This window comes from Cyanobacterium aponinum PCC 10605, assembly GCF_000317675.1.
Classification (GTDB): domain Bacteria; phylum Cyanobacteriota; class Cyanobacteriia; order Cyanobacteriales; family Cyanobacteriaceae; genus PCC-10605.
The window spans coordinates 3,927,534-3,944,627 of the sequence record NC_019776.1; the positions used below are offsets into that span (position 1 = coordinate 3,927,534).

At 34.0% G+C, this 17,094-nt stretch carries 18 protein-coding genes; 3 read left to right on the forward strand and 15 right to left on the reverse strand.

Going from position 1 to position 17,094, the window contains the following annotated elements:
* Positions 1-21: 21 nt before the first annotated feature.
* The 6 genes from hypF to CYAN10605_RS16440 form a co-directional block, all read right to left on the reverse strand.
* Complete coding sequence (gene hypF / locus CYAN10605_RS16415; protein ID WP_015221068.1) at positions 22-2,388, reverse strand: carbamoyltransferase HypF; 2,367 nt, start codon at positions 2,386-2,388, stop codon at positions 22-24.
* A gap of 519 nt (positions 2,389-2,907) precedes the next feature.
* Positions 2,908-3,648 carry a hydrogenase nickel incorporation protein HypB gene (gene hypB, locus CYAN10605_RS16420; RefSeq protein ID WP_015221069.1) on the reverse strand — a complete coding sequence of 247 codons (741 nt, stop codon included), beginning with the start codon at positions 3,646-3,648 and terminating at the stop codon, positions 2,908-2,910.
* 87 nt (positions 3,649-3,735) lie between these two features.
* Entirely contained in the window at positions 3,736-4,083 is a 348-nt protein-coding gene (gene hypA, locus CYAN10605_RS16425; RefSeq protein ID WP_015221070.1) for a hydrogenase maturation nickel metallochaperone HypA, read from the reverse strand.
* A 225-nt stretch (positions 4,084-4,308) separates the two neighbouring features.
* The gene (locus CYAN10605_RS16430) at positions 4,309-4,683 is read right to left on the reverse strand and encodes a hypothetical protein (protein WP_015221071.1); all 375 of its coding nucleotides are present in this window, start codon (positions 4,681-4,683) and stop codon (positions 4,309-4,311) included.
* A 66-nt stretch (positions 4,684-4,749) separates the two neighbouring features.
* Positions 4,750-5,019 (reverse strand): YtxH domain-containing protein, encoded by a 270-nt coding sequence (locus tag CYAN10605_RS16435; RefSeq protein WP_241212781.1) that lies wholly within the window; start codon positions 5,017-5,019, stop codon positions 4,750-4,752.
* 54 nt (positions 5,020-5,073) lie between these two features.
* Complete coding sequence (locus CYAN10605_RS16440; protein WP_015221073.1) at positions 5,074-5,556, reverse strand: acyl-CoA thioesterase; 483 nt, start codon at positions 5,554-5,556, stop codon at positions 5,074-5,076.
* Positions 5,557-5,690: 134 nt separating this feature from the next.
* On the opposite strand from CYAN10605_RS16440, the gene CYAN10605_RS16445 reads away from it, so the two are divergent.
* The gene (locus tag CYAN10605_RS16445) at positions 5,691-5,924 is read left to right on the forward strand and encodes a hypothetical protein (protein WP_015221074.1); all 234 of its coding nucleotides are present in this window, start codon (positions 5,691-5,693) and stop codon (positions 5,922-5,924) included.
* Positions 5,925-6,401: 477 nt separating this feature from the next.
* Here CYAN10605_RS16445 and CYAN10605_RS16450 read toward each other — a convergent pair whose 3' ends face one another.
* The 4 genes from CYAN10605_RS16450 to CYAN10605_RS16465 all read right to left on the reverse strand — a co-directional run bounded on the left by CYAN10605_RS16450 (position 6,402) and on the right by CYAN10605_RS16465 (position 9,754).
* Positions 6,402-7,430, reverse strand: coding sequence for a chlorophyll a/b binding light-harvesting protein (locus CYAN10605_RS16450; protein ID WP_015221075.1), 1,029 nt, complete (start codon positions 7,428-7,430; stop codon positions 6,402-6,404).
* A gap of 115 nt (positions 7,431-7,545) precedes the next feature.
* Positions 7,546-8,058, reverse strand: coding sequence for a flavodoxin FldA (fldA, locus tag CYAN10605_RS16455; protein WP_015221076.1), 513 nt, complete (start codon positions 8,056-8,058; stop codon positions 7,546-7,548).
* 117 nt (positions 8,059-8,175) lie between these two features.
* Positions 8,176-9,312, reverse strand: coding sequence for a glycosyltransferase family 4 protein (locus CYAN10605_RS16460; RefSeq protein ID WP_015221077.1), 1,137 nt, complete (start codon positions 9,310-9,312; stop codon positions 8,176-8,178).
* 28 nt (positions 9,313-9,340) lie between these two features.
* Positions 9,341-9,754, reverse strand: a complete 414-nt coding sequence (locus CYAN10605_RS16465) for a GtrA family protein (protein ID WP_015221078.1) — start codon at positions 9,752-9,754, stop codon at positions 9,341-9,343.
* Positions 9,755-9,895: 141 nt separating this feature from the next.
* Here CYAN10605_RS16465 and CYAN10605_RS16470 point away from each other — a divergent pair, with 141 nt between their 5' ends.
* Positions 9,896-10,393, forward strand: coding sequence for a hypothetical protein (locus CYAN10605_RS16470; protein WP_015221079.1), 498 nt, complete (start codon positions 9,896-9,898; stop codon positions 10,391-10,393).
* 252 nt (positions 10,394-10,645) lie between these two features.
* Here the strand turns inward: CYAN10605_RS16470 and kaiC are convergent, their stop codons facing one another.
* The 5 genes from kaiC to CYAN10605_RS19365 all read right to left on the reverse strand — a co-directional run bounded on the left by kaiC (position 10,646) and on the right by CYAN10605_RS19365 (position 14,994).
* Entirely contained in the window at positions 10,646-12,190 is a 1,545-nt protein-coding gene (gene kaiC / locus CYAN10605_RS16475; RefSeq protein WP_015221080.1) for a circadian clock protein KaiC, read from the reverse strand.
* Positions 12,191-12,295: 105 nt separating this feature from the next.
* On the reverse strand, positions 12,296-12,601 hold the full coding sequence (gene kaiB / locus CYAN10605_RS16480; protein ID WP_015221081.1) for a circadian clock protein KaiB: 306 nt from the start codon (positions 12,599-12,601) through the stop codon (positions 12,296-12,298).
* A gap of 66 nt (positions 12,602-12,667) precedes the next feature.
* The gene (locus tag CYAN10605_RS16485; protein ID WP_041922980.1) at positions 12,668-13,612 is read right to left on the reverse strand and encodes a circadian clock protein KaiA; all 945 of its coding nucleotides are present in this window, start codon (positions 13,610-13,612) and stop codon (positions 12,668-12,670) included.
* 265 nt (positions 13,613-13,877) lie between these two features.
* A complete protein-coding gene (locus CYAN10605_RS16490) occupies positions 13,878-14,621 on the reverse strand; it encodes a YebC/PmpR family DNA-binding transcriptional regulator (RefSeq protein WP_015221083.1) in 744 nt (247 codons plus the stop codon).
* A 238-nt stretch (positions 14,622-14,859) separates the two neighbouring features.
* Positions 14,860-14,994, reverse strand: coding sequence for a hypothetical protein (locus tag CYAN10605_RS19365; protein WP_277422489.1), 135 nt, complete (start codon positions 14,992-14,994; stop codon positions 14,860-14,862).
* Between the two features lie 8 nt (positions 14,995-15,002).
* Between CYAN10605_RS19365 and CYAN10605_RS16495 the strand changes: the two genes are divergently transcribed.
* Positions 15,003-17,072 (forward strand): M3 family metallopeptidase, encoded by a 2,070-nt coding sequence (locus CYAN10605_RS16495; RefSeq protein WP_015221084.1) that lies wholly within the window; start codon positions 15,003-15,005, stop codon positions 17,070-17,072.
* Positions 17,073-17,094 lie beyond the last annotated feature (22 nt).

A 17,094-nucleotide genomic window follows, 5' to 3' on the forward strand; every position in this document is an offset into this window, starting at 1 on the left:
AATAATAATTCTCAGTTTTTATTAAAATTTTATCGAGTTTGGTGATAGGCTAAACAATATTTGTCCCAATGCTAAACCTCCATCATTAGTAGGCACTTTTTTTGAGTAGTAAACTTGAAAATTATTTTTTCTTAAACTATGAATGGTATTCTCTAAGAGATATTTATTTTGAAAACAACCTCCTGCTAAAACAATATTTTTGAGTCTAACTTTTTCCGCAACAGTTGATATAACTTTAACTAAAGTTTGATGAAATTTTACGGAAATATTATTGATTGATTGATTCTCAAGATATTCTTTAACAATATTTTTAACGATACTTTCCCAATAAATATAATTACATTGATCTGCATTATATTGCCAACTAAAAGGATAAGTTTCTGTGGTTATGATGTCATTAGTTAAATATTCTAATGCCATTGCGGCTTGTCCTTCAAATGTTATTATTTCTTTCGGTTTTAATAAGCAGGAAATGCCATCAAATAAACGTCCTACACTAGATGTTAACGGGCTATTTATTTGCTTTGCTAACATTTTTTTTAATATGGCTAATTCTTGAGAGCAAAAATATTGATTGATTTTTAATTTATTAATTATAGTGTCTAAGTTATTTTCTGCTTTAAATGTTTGAGATAATAAGGCTAGTGTAATTCTTTTTGGCTCAATTATTGCTCTTTCTCCTCCTAATAATGGAAAGGGTGAAAATGTTGCAATCCTTTGAATTTTTTCTTCTGTAATTAAAAAAAACTCTCCTCCCCAAATAGTTTTATCTAAGCCATATCCCGTGCCATCCCATGCTATTGCTAATAAGGGTAAATTTAAGTTATGTTCAGCAATAACACTATAAATATGGGCAATATGATGTTGTACTTTTACTAGAGAAATTGAGTTTTTTCTATCTTCATTTTTACTGAGTTTTCCTTCTTTATGGAATTTGTCAATAATTGTTTCTGCGTATTTAGTTGAGTAATAATCTGGATGCAAATCACACGTTATTAAGTCTGGTTTAATTTGATAAATATTGTTTAACTTTTTGGTAGTATTATCTAATAATTCTTCATTTTCTAGGTTATCTAAATTACCTAAATATTGGCTGAGAAAAACTTTATTATCTATTTTAAGTGCGATCGCACTTTTTAAGTGACCTCCTAATGCTAAAATATTTTTATCACGGGCTATATTTTGATTTTTGAGAGTAATAGATAAGGGAGCATAACCTCTGGCACAACGAAGAATAATGACTTGATTGTCAATAACTCTGACAATAGAATCATCTATGGGAGAAAAAATAGGGCGATTGTGAACTAAAAAATAATCGGTAATAGAATTTAATTTAACTAAAGCCTCTGTTTCGTCAATACAAATAGGCTCACTGTGACGATTTCCGCTAGTAGCAACAATAGGAAAATTTAATTCTGCTAGTAATAAATGATGCAAAGGCGTATAGGGCAACATTATACCTAAATAAGGGTTATTAGGGGCAATTTCTGAACAAATCAAACTAAGACTATTTTCTTTTTTTCTTCTTAGTAAAACAATGGGAGAAGCCGAAGATAATAATATTTTTTTTTCTAGGGAAGAAACATAACAATCTTGAGTAATTTTATCCAAATTAGGATACATTAAAGCAAAGGGTTTATCAGGTCTATTTTTTAATTGTCTTAATTTATTTACCGCTAATTTATTCCTAGAATCAATGACTAAATGAAATCCTCCTAAGCCCTTAATTGCTAAAATTTTACCTTGTTTTATTAACTCACAAGTTGTCTGCAAGGCTTGATCAAATTTAGCTAGTATTTCTCCTTTTTGATTCCATAATTCTAAATGGGGACCACACTTTTCACAAGCATTGGGTTGAGCATGAAAACGTCTATCAAGGGGATTTTTATACTCTTTCTCACATTCTTCACACATCTCAAATTTACTCATCGTTGTAAAGATGCGATCATATGGTATTTTTTTTATTATAGAGTAGCGACAACCACAATTAGTACAGTTAATAAAAGGATAGCGATAACGACGATTTTGACAATCAAATAACTCTTTTATGCAATCATTACAAGTACTTAAATCTGGTAAAATACTTGCAGAAATAGGTTTATTTTCTTTTTGAGAATCTCTAATGATAAATGACTTATAGCCAACAAAATTTAAAGAACTAATGACTAAGTTTTCAATATAGGATTGTTGAGGTTTTTCTTGTTTAATTTTAGCAATAAATAAATTAAGTGTTTCGGGGCTACACTCTATTTGAATTGTCACTCCTTCAGAGGAATTATTTATCCAGCCGTTAATATTTAATTTATGTGCCAACTGATAAATAAAAGGGCGAAATCCTATTCCTTGCACTAAACCGTTTATTTTGATTTCATATCTACTTAAACTCATACATAAAAGATTTAATCTCAAGTTGGGGCTAGTTTCAGGGGCGTTGGTAAATTAAGCTATGATTTTTAGTTTAGATTGGGAATAGATAAGGGCAATGGTATTGGATTAATTTTAAAATATATAATCTATTTTGCCTAAGCATTTAATAATATTTTCACTGTAGATATTTGTATTAATTTAAGAATGTTTCCCATGTTTCATGTCACAATTAAGCAACCACAGATTTTGATACATATTTTATTCTAAATTTTTGATGAAAATAGCCATCAATTTAATTTCTCGAATATTTTTCTAATTAAATAAATCTACTCACAAATTAAACATTTATCTAAATTTATGGTTCTTCAGAGTGTGATTATGATAAATTAAGAAAAACAGGACTTCCATAACCTTTATTGAATAGTGTTTATAGTAAAATAAAAAATAAAAGTTTATAAATTATTATTTAATAATCCCCTATTGCGTGTTGCCTACCCTAATTAATAATTTACACAACGAGAAGTGATAGAGCCAAATTTATTAAATAAACGTAGTTTTTATTGTGCTTATTTGATGTAAATAATGATACCAATTATTCATTCCATTACCCTTGCGGGAAGATACCATAAAAATTTTAGCTTGAGGGGCGATTTGATGAATATTTTTAAGGGCTAATTTTTGGTTAAATTCTACAGCTTCTGCTATATCTATTTTGTTAATAATTACCACGTCAGCACTTTTAAATAAGGTGGGATATTTTAAGGGTTTATCTTCTCCTTCTGTTACAGATAATAAGGCAATTCTTTTATTTTCTCCTAAATCATAAGCGGAAGGGCAAACTAAGTTACCTACATTTTCAATCATCAATAATTGACAATTATCTAAATTAATTTCTTTTAAGGCTTGACGAATCATTTCTGCTTCTAAATGACATATATTACCTGTGGTAATTTGCACAACTTGGGCAGAAGTTTGTTTTAATCTTTGGGCATCATTATCGGTTGCTAAATCTCCCACTATAACGGCACTTTTATAAATATCTTTTAAATCGGTTAAAGTTTTTTGAATAAAAGTTGTTTTTCCTGAACCCGGGGAGGACAAAATATTTAAAGTATAGATATTTTTCTGTTTAAATAAATCTCGACAATGGTTAGCGATATGATTATTTTTTGAAAGAATATCTTGATGAATATTTAAGGTTTTTAATTGATGTTGATATTCAATTTTATGATTAATTTTAACTATATCAGGAGTGACACTACATCCGCAATCAGTACACATATTAGTCAAAATTTATTTAGGTTAACTATAATTTTATTCTATCTATAAAATTAGATATTTGATGTTAAAAAATATTGAGTATTTAATTTAATTTTCTATTTCTAATGAACTTAATTGTATTTCTTTACCTTGTAAAATGTGATGGCTTAATTGATGACAGAAAGGACATTCAAAAATATATTGAATAGGAGGATAAAATTTGTCTTCGCAAGATTGACAATAACAACAAACAGGGATATTTTCGATTTTTAAAATTGCATTTTCAGCAATGGTATTTTTAGTAATCACATCAAAAGCAAATTCTAGTGCCGAAGGAATCACCCCAGATAATTCTCCTATTTTCAGGGAAATCTGTTTAATACTTTTTGCCTTTTCTCGCTTTGCGTAATTAATTGCGATTTCGAGGGTAGATTCCATAATACTTAATTCGTGCATAGTTTTAGTATGGCAGTGAATAACTAATTTCGTTGAAAATTTCGGCGTTGGTGAATCAAGCTATGATTTTTCGTTTAATTTGGGAATGGGGAATAAGCACTCTGGCAGTGGTAATAATATATTGCATTACCGAAATAGTTTAACCATATTTTATATCATAATTGCGCAACCTCAACGTTTCTTGCTCTTACCTCCAACATATCGCCTATTCTGAGGGGAAAGATTTTAAGATTTATCATAATTTTTCCATGTCTGAAAACCTGTTTTTAAGCCAATCCAAAAACTTTTACTTTTTGTTTGCGCACTTTCTACTTGTTTTTTGGCATTAATGAGGGTGCGATCGACCTTTTGTACTGCTCCAGAAGCACTTTTTACCCCTCCCTTCATTTCTTCGCTTAATTCTGTGATTTCTATATTGGTTACTCTAATGGCTTCTAAGGTATCGGGAAATTCTCTATTTAAAGTATCAAATAGTTTTTCTGCACTACGAGCCGCTCTGCTTAATTCTTGTACTACTGGTATGAGTGCAATTAAGACGGCAGTTAAGCTAGTGGCTACAAGACAAAGGGATAAGCCAAGCCAGAATAAGGGTTCATTCATGGGGTATTTTTTATTTGAGATGGAATGGTCGTATATTTGTTATACATTTTTGATGTCTTTATAGTTTTAATCATCTTTAAGGCGACTTGCTTCAATACCAGCAGCGATCGCAACTTGTAGTCTTTCTAATGTGTTATGCCATTTTGTCATGACGGAAGAAGATAAGCGGAGAGTATTATTTTGCATAGTGGATGATATATCCTCTGTCATTTCAGGTAAGGCTTGAGCCGTTTTAGCAATAATTTTACGATTTTCCTTGCCGGTTCGAGGAGTTAGTAATAGAGTGGCAATGGTACCGATACTGCTACCGAGTAGTAATCCGATTATAAAAGTCATGTTTTTTTCTTCTTGACTCATCATTAACCCCTTTTGATAAATTAGACTGTATTTTTATAATTTTATAAGTGCATCCTTTAACACTGGCGGTAACTGTCGCATAATTTTACCTTTTTCCCGATCAATTCCCACTAAAGTAACTTTACCCGTAACATAAGTTATGTTTCCCCGCCACGCTGTAATTTCATAATCCCAGTGGATTCTTACCCCTTCTAAATCATTAACTCTAGTTTTTACAATAGCGCGATCGCCCATTTTCAGAGAACGATGATAGCGAATGTTTACTTCTACCACTGGCAACTCATATCCTAATTCAACTAAATGGGCATAATCAATGCCAATAGACTGTAAACACTCAACCCTAGCCTCTTCCATCCAAGCAATATAGTTACCATGCCACACAATTCCACCATAATCAGTATGATGAGGATGCACAACAATAGGATACTCGAACCATTTTTCTGTATTTGCCCGATAACTATGATCTAATTCAATATCTGTACTAGGGGGTAACTGTGGTTTTTTTCCTTGAGACAATTTTTTACTCCCAAAACAAACACGCTCAGAATTTTCTTGTCTCTATTTTTGACGATCAACTTATCATTGTCAATCAGGACTCGTAGAAATATGATTTAATATTTTTTTAATATTTTGTGTGTGAGGAAAAATCAATGGCAAGAATCAAATTTATAAAATCAAGAGGTGGTTTAACTACTACAGAAAGAATTTTACAAATTATTCAAGAAAACCCTAAAGGATTAACTTTAAAGTCTTTAAAACGAGAAATTAATCGCCCAGTTTCTATGTTGAATATTTGCTTAAAAACTCTTATCCAAACAAAACAGATTAGAGTGACAGTAGAACTTAACGAAGACCAAATACAAAAAATATATTCGTGTCATTAAGCCATTTGTAATCATGAAAAATCATTATTGGAATGTAGTGTTTAACTTATAGTTAATGTTGCACAAAAATATAATGGCTCTATTACTTTGAGTATGTGAATTATTGGTTAGGGTAGGCTGAAAGGCACGGGGCAAGGGGCAAAGGTAAATAGTGAATAGTGAATAGTTGATAATTACTCGTTACTCGTTACTCATTACTTTCTTCTAAAACCTGAAACCTGACACCTGACACCTCTTTCATAACTCCGAACTCTTACCCGATATTCTATTCTTAAACTGAACTGAGGTTAAATAACAAAAAAGGGAGCATCTCAGAAGTTGACAGTCTTGAGACGTTCCCTATAACATTGGAAATAGAATATAAGCTATGGACTTTTCCCAAATTAGTCCTTGATGTTTGCTTTGTAGTAGTTAAGTACGATAGGGGATAGGCTTAAATATATTGGCAGTATAGATAAATCCTTCCCTCATCGTCTTCTAAACTTGGATAGAATCCAAGGCTTTTTCCACACGACGGAAATCGAATCCTAAAGCCCGTAAGGCGTGCCATAAATGTCCTTGTAAGAAGAAAAAGGCAAGGAAGAAATGAGCATTTGCTAACCAACAACGAGAAGTATGTTCTCCAAAGGGTAGCTTGACGGTGTCTGCAAAATAGGGTGTAATTCCTAATTTGACTTCCAAGGCAGGACCATAAAATTCCACAGGATAAGCAAGGGTATTCACTGCACAAAAATAAGCGGCAACAAATCCAGCCAAAGCAATTCCCCCTAAAGAGTAAGATAAAATTGCTTCCCCTGAAAACATTAAGACTTTTCTTGCCCACTTTAGAGGAGGAACGAGAATATGCCAAATGCCACCAGCAATTAACATAAAACCAACATAAATGTGTCCTCCCACTAGGTCTTCTAAACTACTAATACTAGCAAAATGAGTTTGATAGCCGTAGATAGTCGCAAAGTCGAGGGTGGGATGTTCAACAAGACGTACTGTTTGGGTAGTTGCATCATAAAGTCCCCCCCAATACATAGCCTTACCCACAAGAAGTAAAGCTCCCATGCCTAAAAAGAGAAGGTGATGACCAAGAATTAAACCTAATTTAGCAGGGTCTTCCCAAGAAAAATCGAACATTTTGGCTCTTCCTTGAGCAGATTTCAAATTTTCTGGTGCTTTAAAAGTGTGGAATAATGCTCCAGCACCCAAGAAAGCAGAAGAAATTAAGTGGATCGCACCGACAACAAAATAGGGGTAAGTATCTACTATTTGACCTCCTTCACCGACTCCCCAACCGAGGGTTGCAAGGTGTGGTAAAAGAATTAAGCCTTGCTCTCCCATGGGTAAGGAAGCATCAAAGCGAGACAGTTCAAACAGAGTGAAACCTCCAGCCCAAAAAGTTGTTAGGGCGGCTTGTCCCACATGAGCGGCGATAAATAAGCCACTTTTATCAGCAAATCGGGCATTTCCTGCCCACCATTCGTATTTAACTTCAGGATTATCGTAAGTTTGCATACTATTGTCTATTCCTTTCTTTGCTTATTAATACTTATTTGTAATAAGCCTAATGTAAATTTATCTTAGTTGCTAGTATTTTGCAACAATTTTAGGTAAAGTTTTGTTACAAATTTTAGATGCCGAATTCATTTTTGATTTGAGCAACCCAAGAAGAAATCCTTTCCTCTGTTAATTCGGATTGATTATCTTCGTCTAGGGCTAAACCGACAAATTTGCCATTTTTCACCGCTTGAGATTCATTAAAGTCATAACCTTCCGTTGACCAATAACCAACGGTTTGACCTCCTAAACTAGAGATTTTCTCTTCTAAAATGCCCATGGCATCCTGAAAATTGTCCGCATATCCAATTTGGTCTCCAGCACCGAAATAAGCAATTTTCTTACCATTAAAGTCGATTTCATCGAGATCTTCGTATAATCCTTCCCAATCACTCTGTAATTCTCCCACATTCCATGTTGGACACCCTATTATTAAATATTGATATTCGCCCAAAGTATTTATATCCACATCAGCGACATCATATAAATCGACAATACTATCACCTCCTAAGGCTTCAAAGATGCTTTCTGCAATGGTTTCTGTATTTCCTGTTTGTGTACCAAAAAATAAGCCAATTTTTGCCATTTTGTTTTTTCCAGTATGTAAACACTATTAGTTAAGACTTATTGCTAGTAAGTTTTAATAAGTCTATGACTAGATTAGCTTAATTGATTATATTTAGCAATAAAAGAGGTTGGTAGTTTAATTATTTTGCTGAAACAAAGAATGATAGGATGAACTGGTTTTTTCCCATGACCAATAATTTTGAGCAAATTCTGAGACTGCTTCCCTTAAACTTGCGAGATATTCGCCTTGGGATACAATTTCCTCTAATTTTCTTGACCATTCATCTTCACTGTGGGAATAATTAACGGAAGCAGAAAAAATTAATCCCTCTAATTGGGGGTATTGGTTAGCACTCTCATCGCTAACAAAAGCAGGTGTACCACAAGCCATCGCTTCTTGAATAACAAGAGGAAATGCTTCTCCTACACTGGGCAAAATAAGTAAGTCTGCACATTGATATAGGGGAGTTAGTTGGGATTTTTGTAAATTTTCCCAGACATGAACATTATTTAAGTTCCATTGTTTTGGATTTAAACTTCCCCATCCTGCAAATAACCATTCTATTTCTTGATAATTTCTCGCCAATTTTTCAAGGAGTTTTAAGCCTTTTTTTTCAACAAATCTTCCCACAAACAAAATTGTTAGTTTATTTGAATCTAAGTTTAATTCTTTTTTAATGTGTAGTCTTTTTTCTAATTTCACAGGATAAAAGATATTTGTGTCCACACCATTAGGAATAAAGGCTGGTTTTTTTTTATATTTTGTTTTTAAACTGTCCCAGTAATCTTCTATAACTTTACTACAAAATACAGTGCGATCGCATCTGCTTAAAATATATTTACCGAGAGTATTATTAACCAATTTAAGCAAAAAAGAAAATAACTTATTACTAAAGGGAATAAAGCCAATATGCTGAGTAATAATTACAGGTTTACCCTGTTTTTTTGCGATGTAAAAAGCTATTAAATTGCCGATGTAAATATATTCATGAAGGTGAACTAAATCAACCTGCTTAATTTGTCGCCATAGTTGACGATAAATAGTCAAACTCCATAGAGGATAAGCAAAACCAAATTTTTTTTCAATGATATTTGAAGTGGGAATAGATATACATTCTAAAAACTGATTATTTTGGGGCGGCGAGTCAGTATTACTAGCAAACCATTTGATTTCTACTCGATTTTTGGATAACTGATTAATAATTTCTCCAGCAACTACTTCTACCCCTCCTTTATGTTCGGGAAAATAATGAGTAACTACTAATATTTTCATATAATTAAATTAAAAATAAATGGCTCTATCACTTTGAGGATGGTTTCTTTTTATTAAAACTCCATTTTTTATGGAAAAAATAATTAAAAGGGGTTAAAATTGCCATAAGCAAAATGTTAGCGTAAAGATACCATATATTCACTAAATCAACAAGGACATACATGGCAAAAACGTTAAGGATATAACTAGATAACATAACGCTATAGTATTTCCATAACTCACGCCAAAATAACTTTTTTTTAGTTTGAAATGTATAATATTTATTGAGATAAAAGCCGATAAAATTTGTAACAATGATAGTGATAACAGTGGAAATTAAATAATTAATATGAATGATAGAAGTCAATACATACATTATTATTAAACTTAACCCAGCACAAAATCCGCCCACCCCTAAAAATCGAAAAATTCTCAAATTTAATAAATCCCTAATTTTTTCCATGTTAAAACTAATTTGTATCCCATTTATTTGTTAAAATCCGTAAATTACTAATATATCAATCCTATCTATGGGTTAGGTGAAATTTGAGGCATGGGTGAATTAAGCTATGATTTTTAGTTTACTAAGAAAATTAATATTCTCATGACTGAAGAAAAAAAACAAGATTTAGATCAAGATTTAGAATTACAAAAAGATATTTATCAGGGGCGCGAATTTACTCTGGCGGATTTCATCGCAAAGGAAGGAGGAGATTTTTTGAAAGGGGAATCCCCCGTACCTAAAATTGTACAACTAAAAACAGAAATCAACTTTTTCATCAAAAATAATTTAAAAGATTTATCAGGTTCGTTACAAGCAGTTTTACAGGATTGGGTGAATATTAGCGACGACAAAATTAGTTCAAATCGAGAAAATCCTTTAAATGCTCTAAGTTTAATAATTGAGGAAATAATTAGTAATGATAATTTATATTATGAATTTGTCAGACAGGTGGACTTAAAGTGGGGTCAAATGTACCAAGAACGACCTTACTTTCAAAAACCGGGGCAAATTCCTCATCCCGAAGATGAATATACCCATGATTCTGTCAAAATTCAATTATTAGACTTGCTCACTAGGGTAAAATCACAATTAACCTGAGTTTAGGATAAATTTTCATCTATAAGTGATGACGAAAAGGGCAATGTGCAAAGTAAAAGGGCAGAGGGCAATGGGCAAGGGGCAAAGGAAAAATTAAGAATTAAGAATTAAAAACTCCGAACTCCTGTACGGGCGAATGGCCATTCGCCCCTACTTTCCCCTCTCACCCTCTCCCCTCATCTCCTCATCCCCCTACCACCTGCAACCTGAAACTTGAAACCTACCCTAATACTTTAACTGGGCAACATCTCTTTATTCATTAGCACTCTTATCCTTTACATTTTTGACAATGCGGGATAACTCACTTTTTTCATCCACTGCAATGCGAGTAGGAGAACCGCTAATAATACGCTCATAGTTGCGGAAAGAGTCTTTGATGTCTGGACCTTCACGACTGATAGTATATTCTCTAATACCTTTATCATGCCATGAGCCACGCATTTTGAAGACGTTTAACGCCCGTGACATTTCCCCTCTAATTTCGACATACTGTAACATTAAAATGGTGTCGGTAATAGTGGAAATATGAGATTCAGTAATGGAGTGAGCCCCCATAAATTGATCGGTGGTATTGGTGAAAAAACCTGTAATTTCTTCCTGTTTAGCGTAGCCTGTTACCCCAATAACGAATTGACGAAAAGCATTATTGGTAACACCTCTAGCTAAAGCTGACAAAGAATCGATCGCAATTCTACTGGGTTTAAATTCTGCGATTTCGGATTTTATCATCTGTAAATGATCTTCTAATCCTGCCGATTCTGGATAGGAACATAATAGCTTAAGTAAGCCCTTTTTCTCCATTTCTTCAAAGTCTATACCCCATGAAAAAGCATTACGGGATAATTGCGCCCTTGATTCTTCATAGGCAAAGAGTATCGCCCTTTCACCCTGTCGGCAACCTTCTTCAAGAAATTTACTAACTAAAAGGGTTTTTCCTGTACCTGTTGCCCCTGTAGCAAGAATGATAGAATCTTTAAAGAAACCTCCTCCGCACATCTGGTCAAGGGTTTTAATCCCAGAGGAAATACGGGCATTAGATGAGCGCTGTGTAAGTTGCATTGCACCAAGGGGAAAGATATTAATACCATCAATGGTAATGGTAAAAGGATATTCTCCTTTCATGTGAGTAGTACCCCGTAACTTTAAAATTTCAATAGTTCTTCTTCTTCTCTCTCCCTCCAAAACGTTGCGTACAATTACCACGTTATCAGAAACAAATTCTTCCACCCCAAAACGCGCGATCGGACCATATTCATCCAATCTTTCAGTTGTCATTACGGAAGTCACATCAAGGCTTTTTAGTCTTGCCACTAGGCGAAAAATTTCCCGTCTCACCACTGCGGCAGCATCATATTGTTGAAAAATAGCTGTAACAGAATCGATGGAGACTAATTTTGCCTTATACTTTTTAACAGCATATTGGATTCTTTCAATCAAAGCAGATAGATCAAAGTTACCAACTACTTCTTGCCCTTCAGGATCTGGAGAAGCATCTAAAATAAAGAGTTTGCCCTGTTCAACCAGACTTTCTAAATCCCACCCAAAACTGTAGGCATTTTTGATTATATCATTAGGAGATTCTTCAAAGGTGATAAATAATCCGGGATAGTCGAAGTATTTAATACCATGATAAAGAAATTGAATCGCAAAAAGGGTTTTTCCTGTACCTGAAGTACCACTGACAAGAGTTGTCCTACCCATTGGTAAACCGCCATGACTGATTTCATCAAATCCTTCAATCATAGTGCGAATTTTTTTTACTCCTTTTGCTTTTAATTCTTCCTTATTTATATTCATTTTTTATAATTTGAGTATTAATTTGAATTGTCTAAAAGTTAAATTTTGTTTTTTAAAAATGGTTTTATTGGCTGTTAGTAATTTATCAGAAATTACTATTTTTAACTATTCTCTCTCTCTTATTTCTTCATACAATAAATCAAGACCAATTAAAACTTTTTCTCGATCAGATAAATCTCCAATGATTTTTCTCACTGGAGGAGGTAAAACTTTCGATAAAGTAGGAGTGGCTAAAATTTTATCTTCTTCTGCCAATTGAGGATTTTTCAAAACATCAATTACTTTCAAGGCATATACCCCCTTAAATTCCTCTTCAAGGATATTTTTTAGAGTTTTTAAGGCCCTAACGGAATTAGGAGTATTTCCCGCTACATATAATTTGAGGACATAGGTTTTTTTTATAGGACTCATGGATGTGATTTAAAAAATTATTAACGGTTATTTATTATTATTTATATTCTATAATTACTTATACACTTAATCTACCGTAAAAAGAACATCAAAAGGTAAATCTTCTTTAGGAATTGAACGACGATACATTTCGCAAAGATGAGCAATTATGTCAATTAATGCGAGACGATAATCTAATAAAATATCTTCATTTCTTCCTTCTAATTTTAATTGTTGAGCAAATTCATCCATTAATTCCATGTGGATTTCTAATATTTGAGAAACAGATAAGTCTGCAAAAAATGCCTGATTAACAAATTGATCTATCGCTTGATTAACTTCATTTTCCTGATTAAAATAGTCAAGAATAATCTGGCGATATTGTTCGCTCATTTGTGTGATAAATTCTTCCTTTTCCGTCTGGGAAAGATGACGATAAAAATAACTAGGATTACGCTTGTAATAAACCCCTAAATAACCTAGTCTTTCTTTCAGTTTTTCCGCTAGTCTTCTCTGTTGTAACAGCAAAAAATTTTGCTTTTCTTCTATTTTCTTATGAGTATTTTGATTCCCCGGATTTTCCGTAATTGAGCAACTGGGGGCGAGATGTAAAAACTGAGTAATTGCCTTATCTATATAGTGATTAATATGATTTAATCTATTTAGTGTCAGCTTAACTTCTGCGGTATGAAAAGTGTGATTACCTATAGGCGTATCAGTGGTTAATTCAAGAGGGATAGGATTAGAATTATGTTCTATTAAAGAAGGAGTTTCAAGGTTATCTGGTTCAAGAATAATCACAGGTAAAATTAATCCCTGTTCATAAAACTCGTTGATAATGGGAATACTTAAATCGTTTTTGAGGATAATAAGACAATCGAGGTTTTCTTTATTGTTTACGACAAAGCCTCCCAATTCACTGGCAGAATTAAGAATATGCAAATCATAGCGATCGCCACTCAATAATTCTGTTAAGGAGTGTACAATTTTGGTTTCGGGGGCAAAAATACAGATTGATAATCTTGAAGACAAGGGATTTTCACTAATCACTATATATTACTTTAACTAAGCTATATATTAACTTGAGTTTTTACTAATAATCAACTTTATGTCTTGGATATTTTAAGGATTAAGATAGGCTATTGGGGAGTTTAGGGAGAGGTTGCGGGTGGTAGGGGTTGAATATATTCAACCCTTACGATGATGAGGGGATGAGGAGAGAGGGGGAAACAAACTCTTAACTCTCAATTTTTAACTGAAATTTATTCACTATTCGCTATTAACTATTTACTCATTCCTAGTCGAGAATATCAAAATTAGCGGTTACATTCTGCACATCATCCAAAGATTCTAAAGCATCCATCAAACGCAGTAAAAATTTAGTTTGTTCTGGATCATTAATCTCTATATAATTATTTGGTATCCAACGTAATTCGGTTTCTTTGACATTAAATCCTTGATTTTGAAAAAAAGAGTTAACTTGTTCTAAAGTTTCCACTGAAGTAAAAATTTCTGCCCCTTGGTAGTCTTCCTCGTCAATGATTTCATAGCTTTGGGCATCAGCATTTAAACAGACTTCTAATAAACTATCCTCCTCTAACTCCCCCTCAATAACAATTACTCCTTTTTGTTCAAACATCCAACTAACGCAACCAGTTTCCCCTAAATTGCCACCATTTTTACTAAAAGCGGCACGAATATCCGCCGCCGTGCGATTCCGATTATCTGTTAAGGCTTCAATTAATACTGCTACCCCACCAATACCATAACCCTCATATCTAATTTCTTCTAAGATACTATCATCATCATTATATGTCCCTGCTCCTTTTGCGATCGCTCTTTCAATATTTTCATTGGGAATCCCCGCCGATTTTGCCTTCTCTATGGCCGTGCGCAACTGAAAATTACCATCAGGGTCAGGAAGACCATTACGAGCCGCTACAATTATAGCTCTTGAAAGTTGAGTGAAAGTCTTACCTTTTTTGGCGTCAACTCTGGCTTTTTGTCGTTTAATATTTGCCCATTTACTATGTCCTGCCATAAATAATTAATTAGTGGAAAAGTCTATTTAAAATTCGATTTACAACTCTGGTACATTCTACATCACCCATGTACTAAAGAGCAAAAGCCAAAGACATCAGCGAAACACACCTAATATTTGTGGCTCTTCTACAGTAGCGATGATAAATTAATAAAAAATAATTGCTATAAGCTATGTAAAACAAGAGATTAACGATTAAAAAAATTAATTGTTATAAATTGTTATAAGTTAATATTTATTATTTAACCGTCAAACCTGCCACCTGCCACCCGAAACCTTTTCCTAACCAATAATTTACACGACGAGCAGTAAGAGAGCCATATTTGTTAATAATAGAAATAATAATCTTAGTTAGCAAAAAATTAGACATCATATAATTTCATGAGCAATCATAACCCCTTACTCAAAGGCGAAGGATTACCTTCTTTTCCTGAAATTAAACCTGAGCATATTGTACCCGCAGTTAAGGAACTTTTACCCACTTTAGAAACCCAAGTGCAGGAGTTAGAAAATAACCTTCAACCTACATGGGAAGGTTTAGTGATTCCCCTTAATTTAATTGAAGAAAGATTGCGTTGGACTTGGGGTATAATTGGGCATTTAATGGGAGTGAAAAATAGTCCCCAATTGCGAGAGGCTTATGAAGCAGTACAACCAGAATTAGTACAATTTGCCAATCGAGTCGCCCAAAGTCAACCTTTATACAAGGGATTCGTTGCTCTCAGAGATTCTCAACAATGGGATAATTTAGACTTTGCTCAAAAAAGAATTGTCGAATCAGCCATTAAAGAAGCAGAATTGTCAGGAGTTGCCTTAGAAGGAGAGAAAAAAGAGCGTTTTAATCAAATTCAACTTGAATTAGCACAGTTATCTACTAATTTCTCTAATAATGTCCTCGATGCTACTAAAGCCTTTAAGTTAAAGCTAACTACATCCGAAGAAGTGGCGGGATTGCCTCCTAGTTTACTCAGCCTAGCCGCTCAAACCGCCAAAAATGAAGGGGATGAAAATGCCACTGCGGAAAACGGTCCTTGGGTGATAACCTTAGATTATCCGAGTTACGTGCCTTTTCTCAAATTCAGTGAAAGAAGAGATTTAAGAGAAAAAGTCTATCGGGCTTTTATCAGTCGAGCAGGAGGAGGAGAATATGATAATAATCCTCTTATTGATAAAATTTTAAGTTTGCGTCTTGAATTAGCTAATCTTTTGGGTTACGATAATTATGCTGAAGTAAGCCTTGCTAAAAAGATGGCTGACGATGTGGAGTCCGTGGAAAAACTCTTGGAAGAATTGAGAGTTGTTAGTTTTGAAAGTGCAAAACAGGAATTAGCCCAATTAAAAGAATTTGCCAATTCTGATGATTTGCAACCTTGGGATGTGAGCTATTGGGCAGAAAAACAAAGAGAAAAGTTATTTAATTTCACTGAGGAAGAATTACGCCCCTATTTCCCTTTAAATCAAGTGTTAGACGGTTTATTTGGGTTAGCAAAACGGATTTTCGGTGTCACTATCACCCCTGCTAATGGAGAAGCCCCTGTCTGGCATGAGGATGTCCAATATTTTCAAGTCAGCAATAATGATAATGAGGTTATCGCCCATTTCTATTTAGATGCTTATTCTCGCCCCTCGGAAAAACGGGGAGGTGCTTGGATGGATGACTGTTTAGGTAGGGCAAAATTTGAGGTTAATGGCGAGGTGGTTAATCGTTTACCGGTGGCTTATTTAACCTGTAATCAAACTCCTCCAGTGGATGGTAAACCTAGTTTGATGACTTTTGCGGATGTGGAAACCCTTTTCCATGAGTTTGGCCATGGTTTACAACATATGTTAACGGTTATTGACTACCCGGGAGCGGCGGGTATTAATAACGTGGAATGGGATGCAGTGGAGTTACCTAGTCAGTTTATGGAAAATTGGTGTTTGGAAAAAAATACTCTCTTTGGTATGGCTAAACACTATGAAACGGGGGAAATTTTGCCTTCTCACTATTACGATAAGTTAGTGGCGTCTAAAAATTATATGAGTGGCTCTTCTATGTTACGTCAATTACATTTCAGTATTATTGATTTAGAGTTACATTCCCGTTATCAACCCCATAGTGGCGAAACTCCCCATCAATTGCGCGATCGCATCTCTGAGACAACTACAGTAATGAAACCTTTACCTGAAGACAGATTCTTGTGTAGCTTTGGGCATATCTTCGCTGGAGGTTACGCCGCAGGATACTATAGCTATAAATGGGCGGAAGTTTTGAGTGCGGATGCGTTTTCTGCTTTTGAAGAAGTAGGTTTAGACAATGAGGAAGAAGTGAAAACCGTTGGGCAACGTTTCCGTGATACGGTTTTAGCTTTGGGAGGTAGTCTATCACCGATGGAAATATTCAAAAAATTCCGAGGTAGAGAGCCTAAAACTGAGGCATTATTAAGACATAGTGGGTTGTTAGCCAGTTAGATTAAGTTAACAAAGGGTTGGA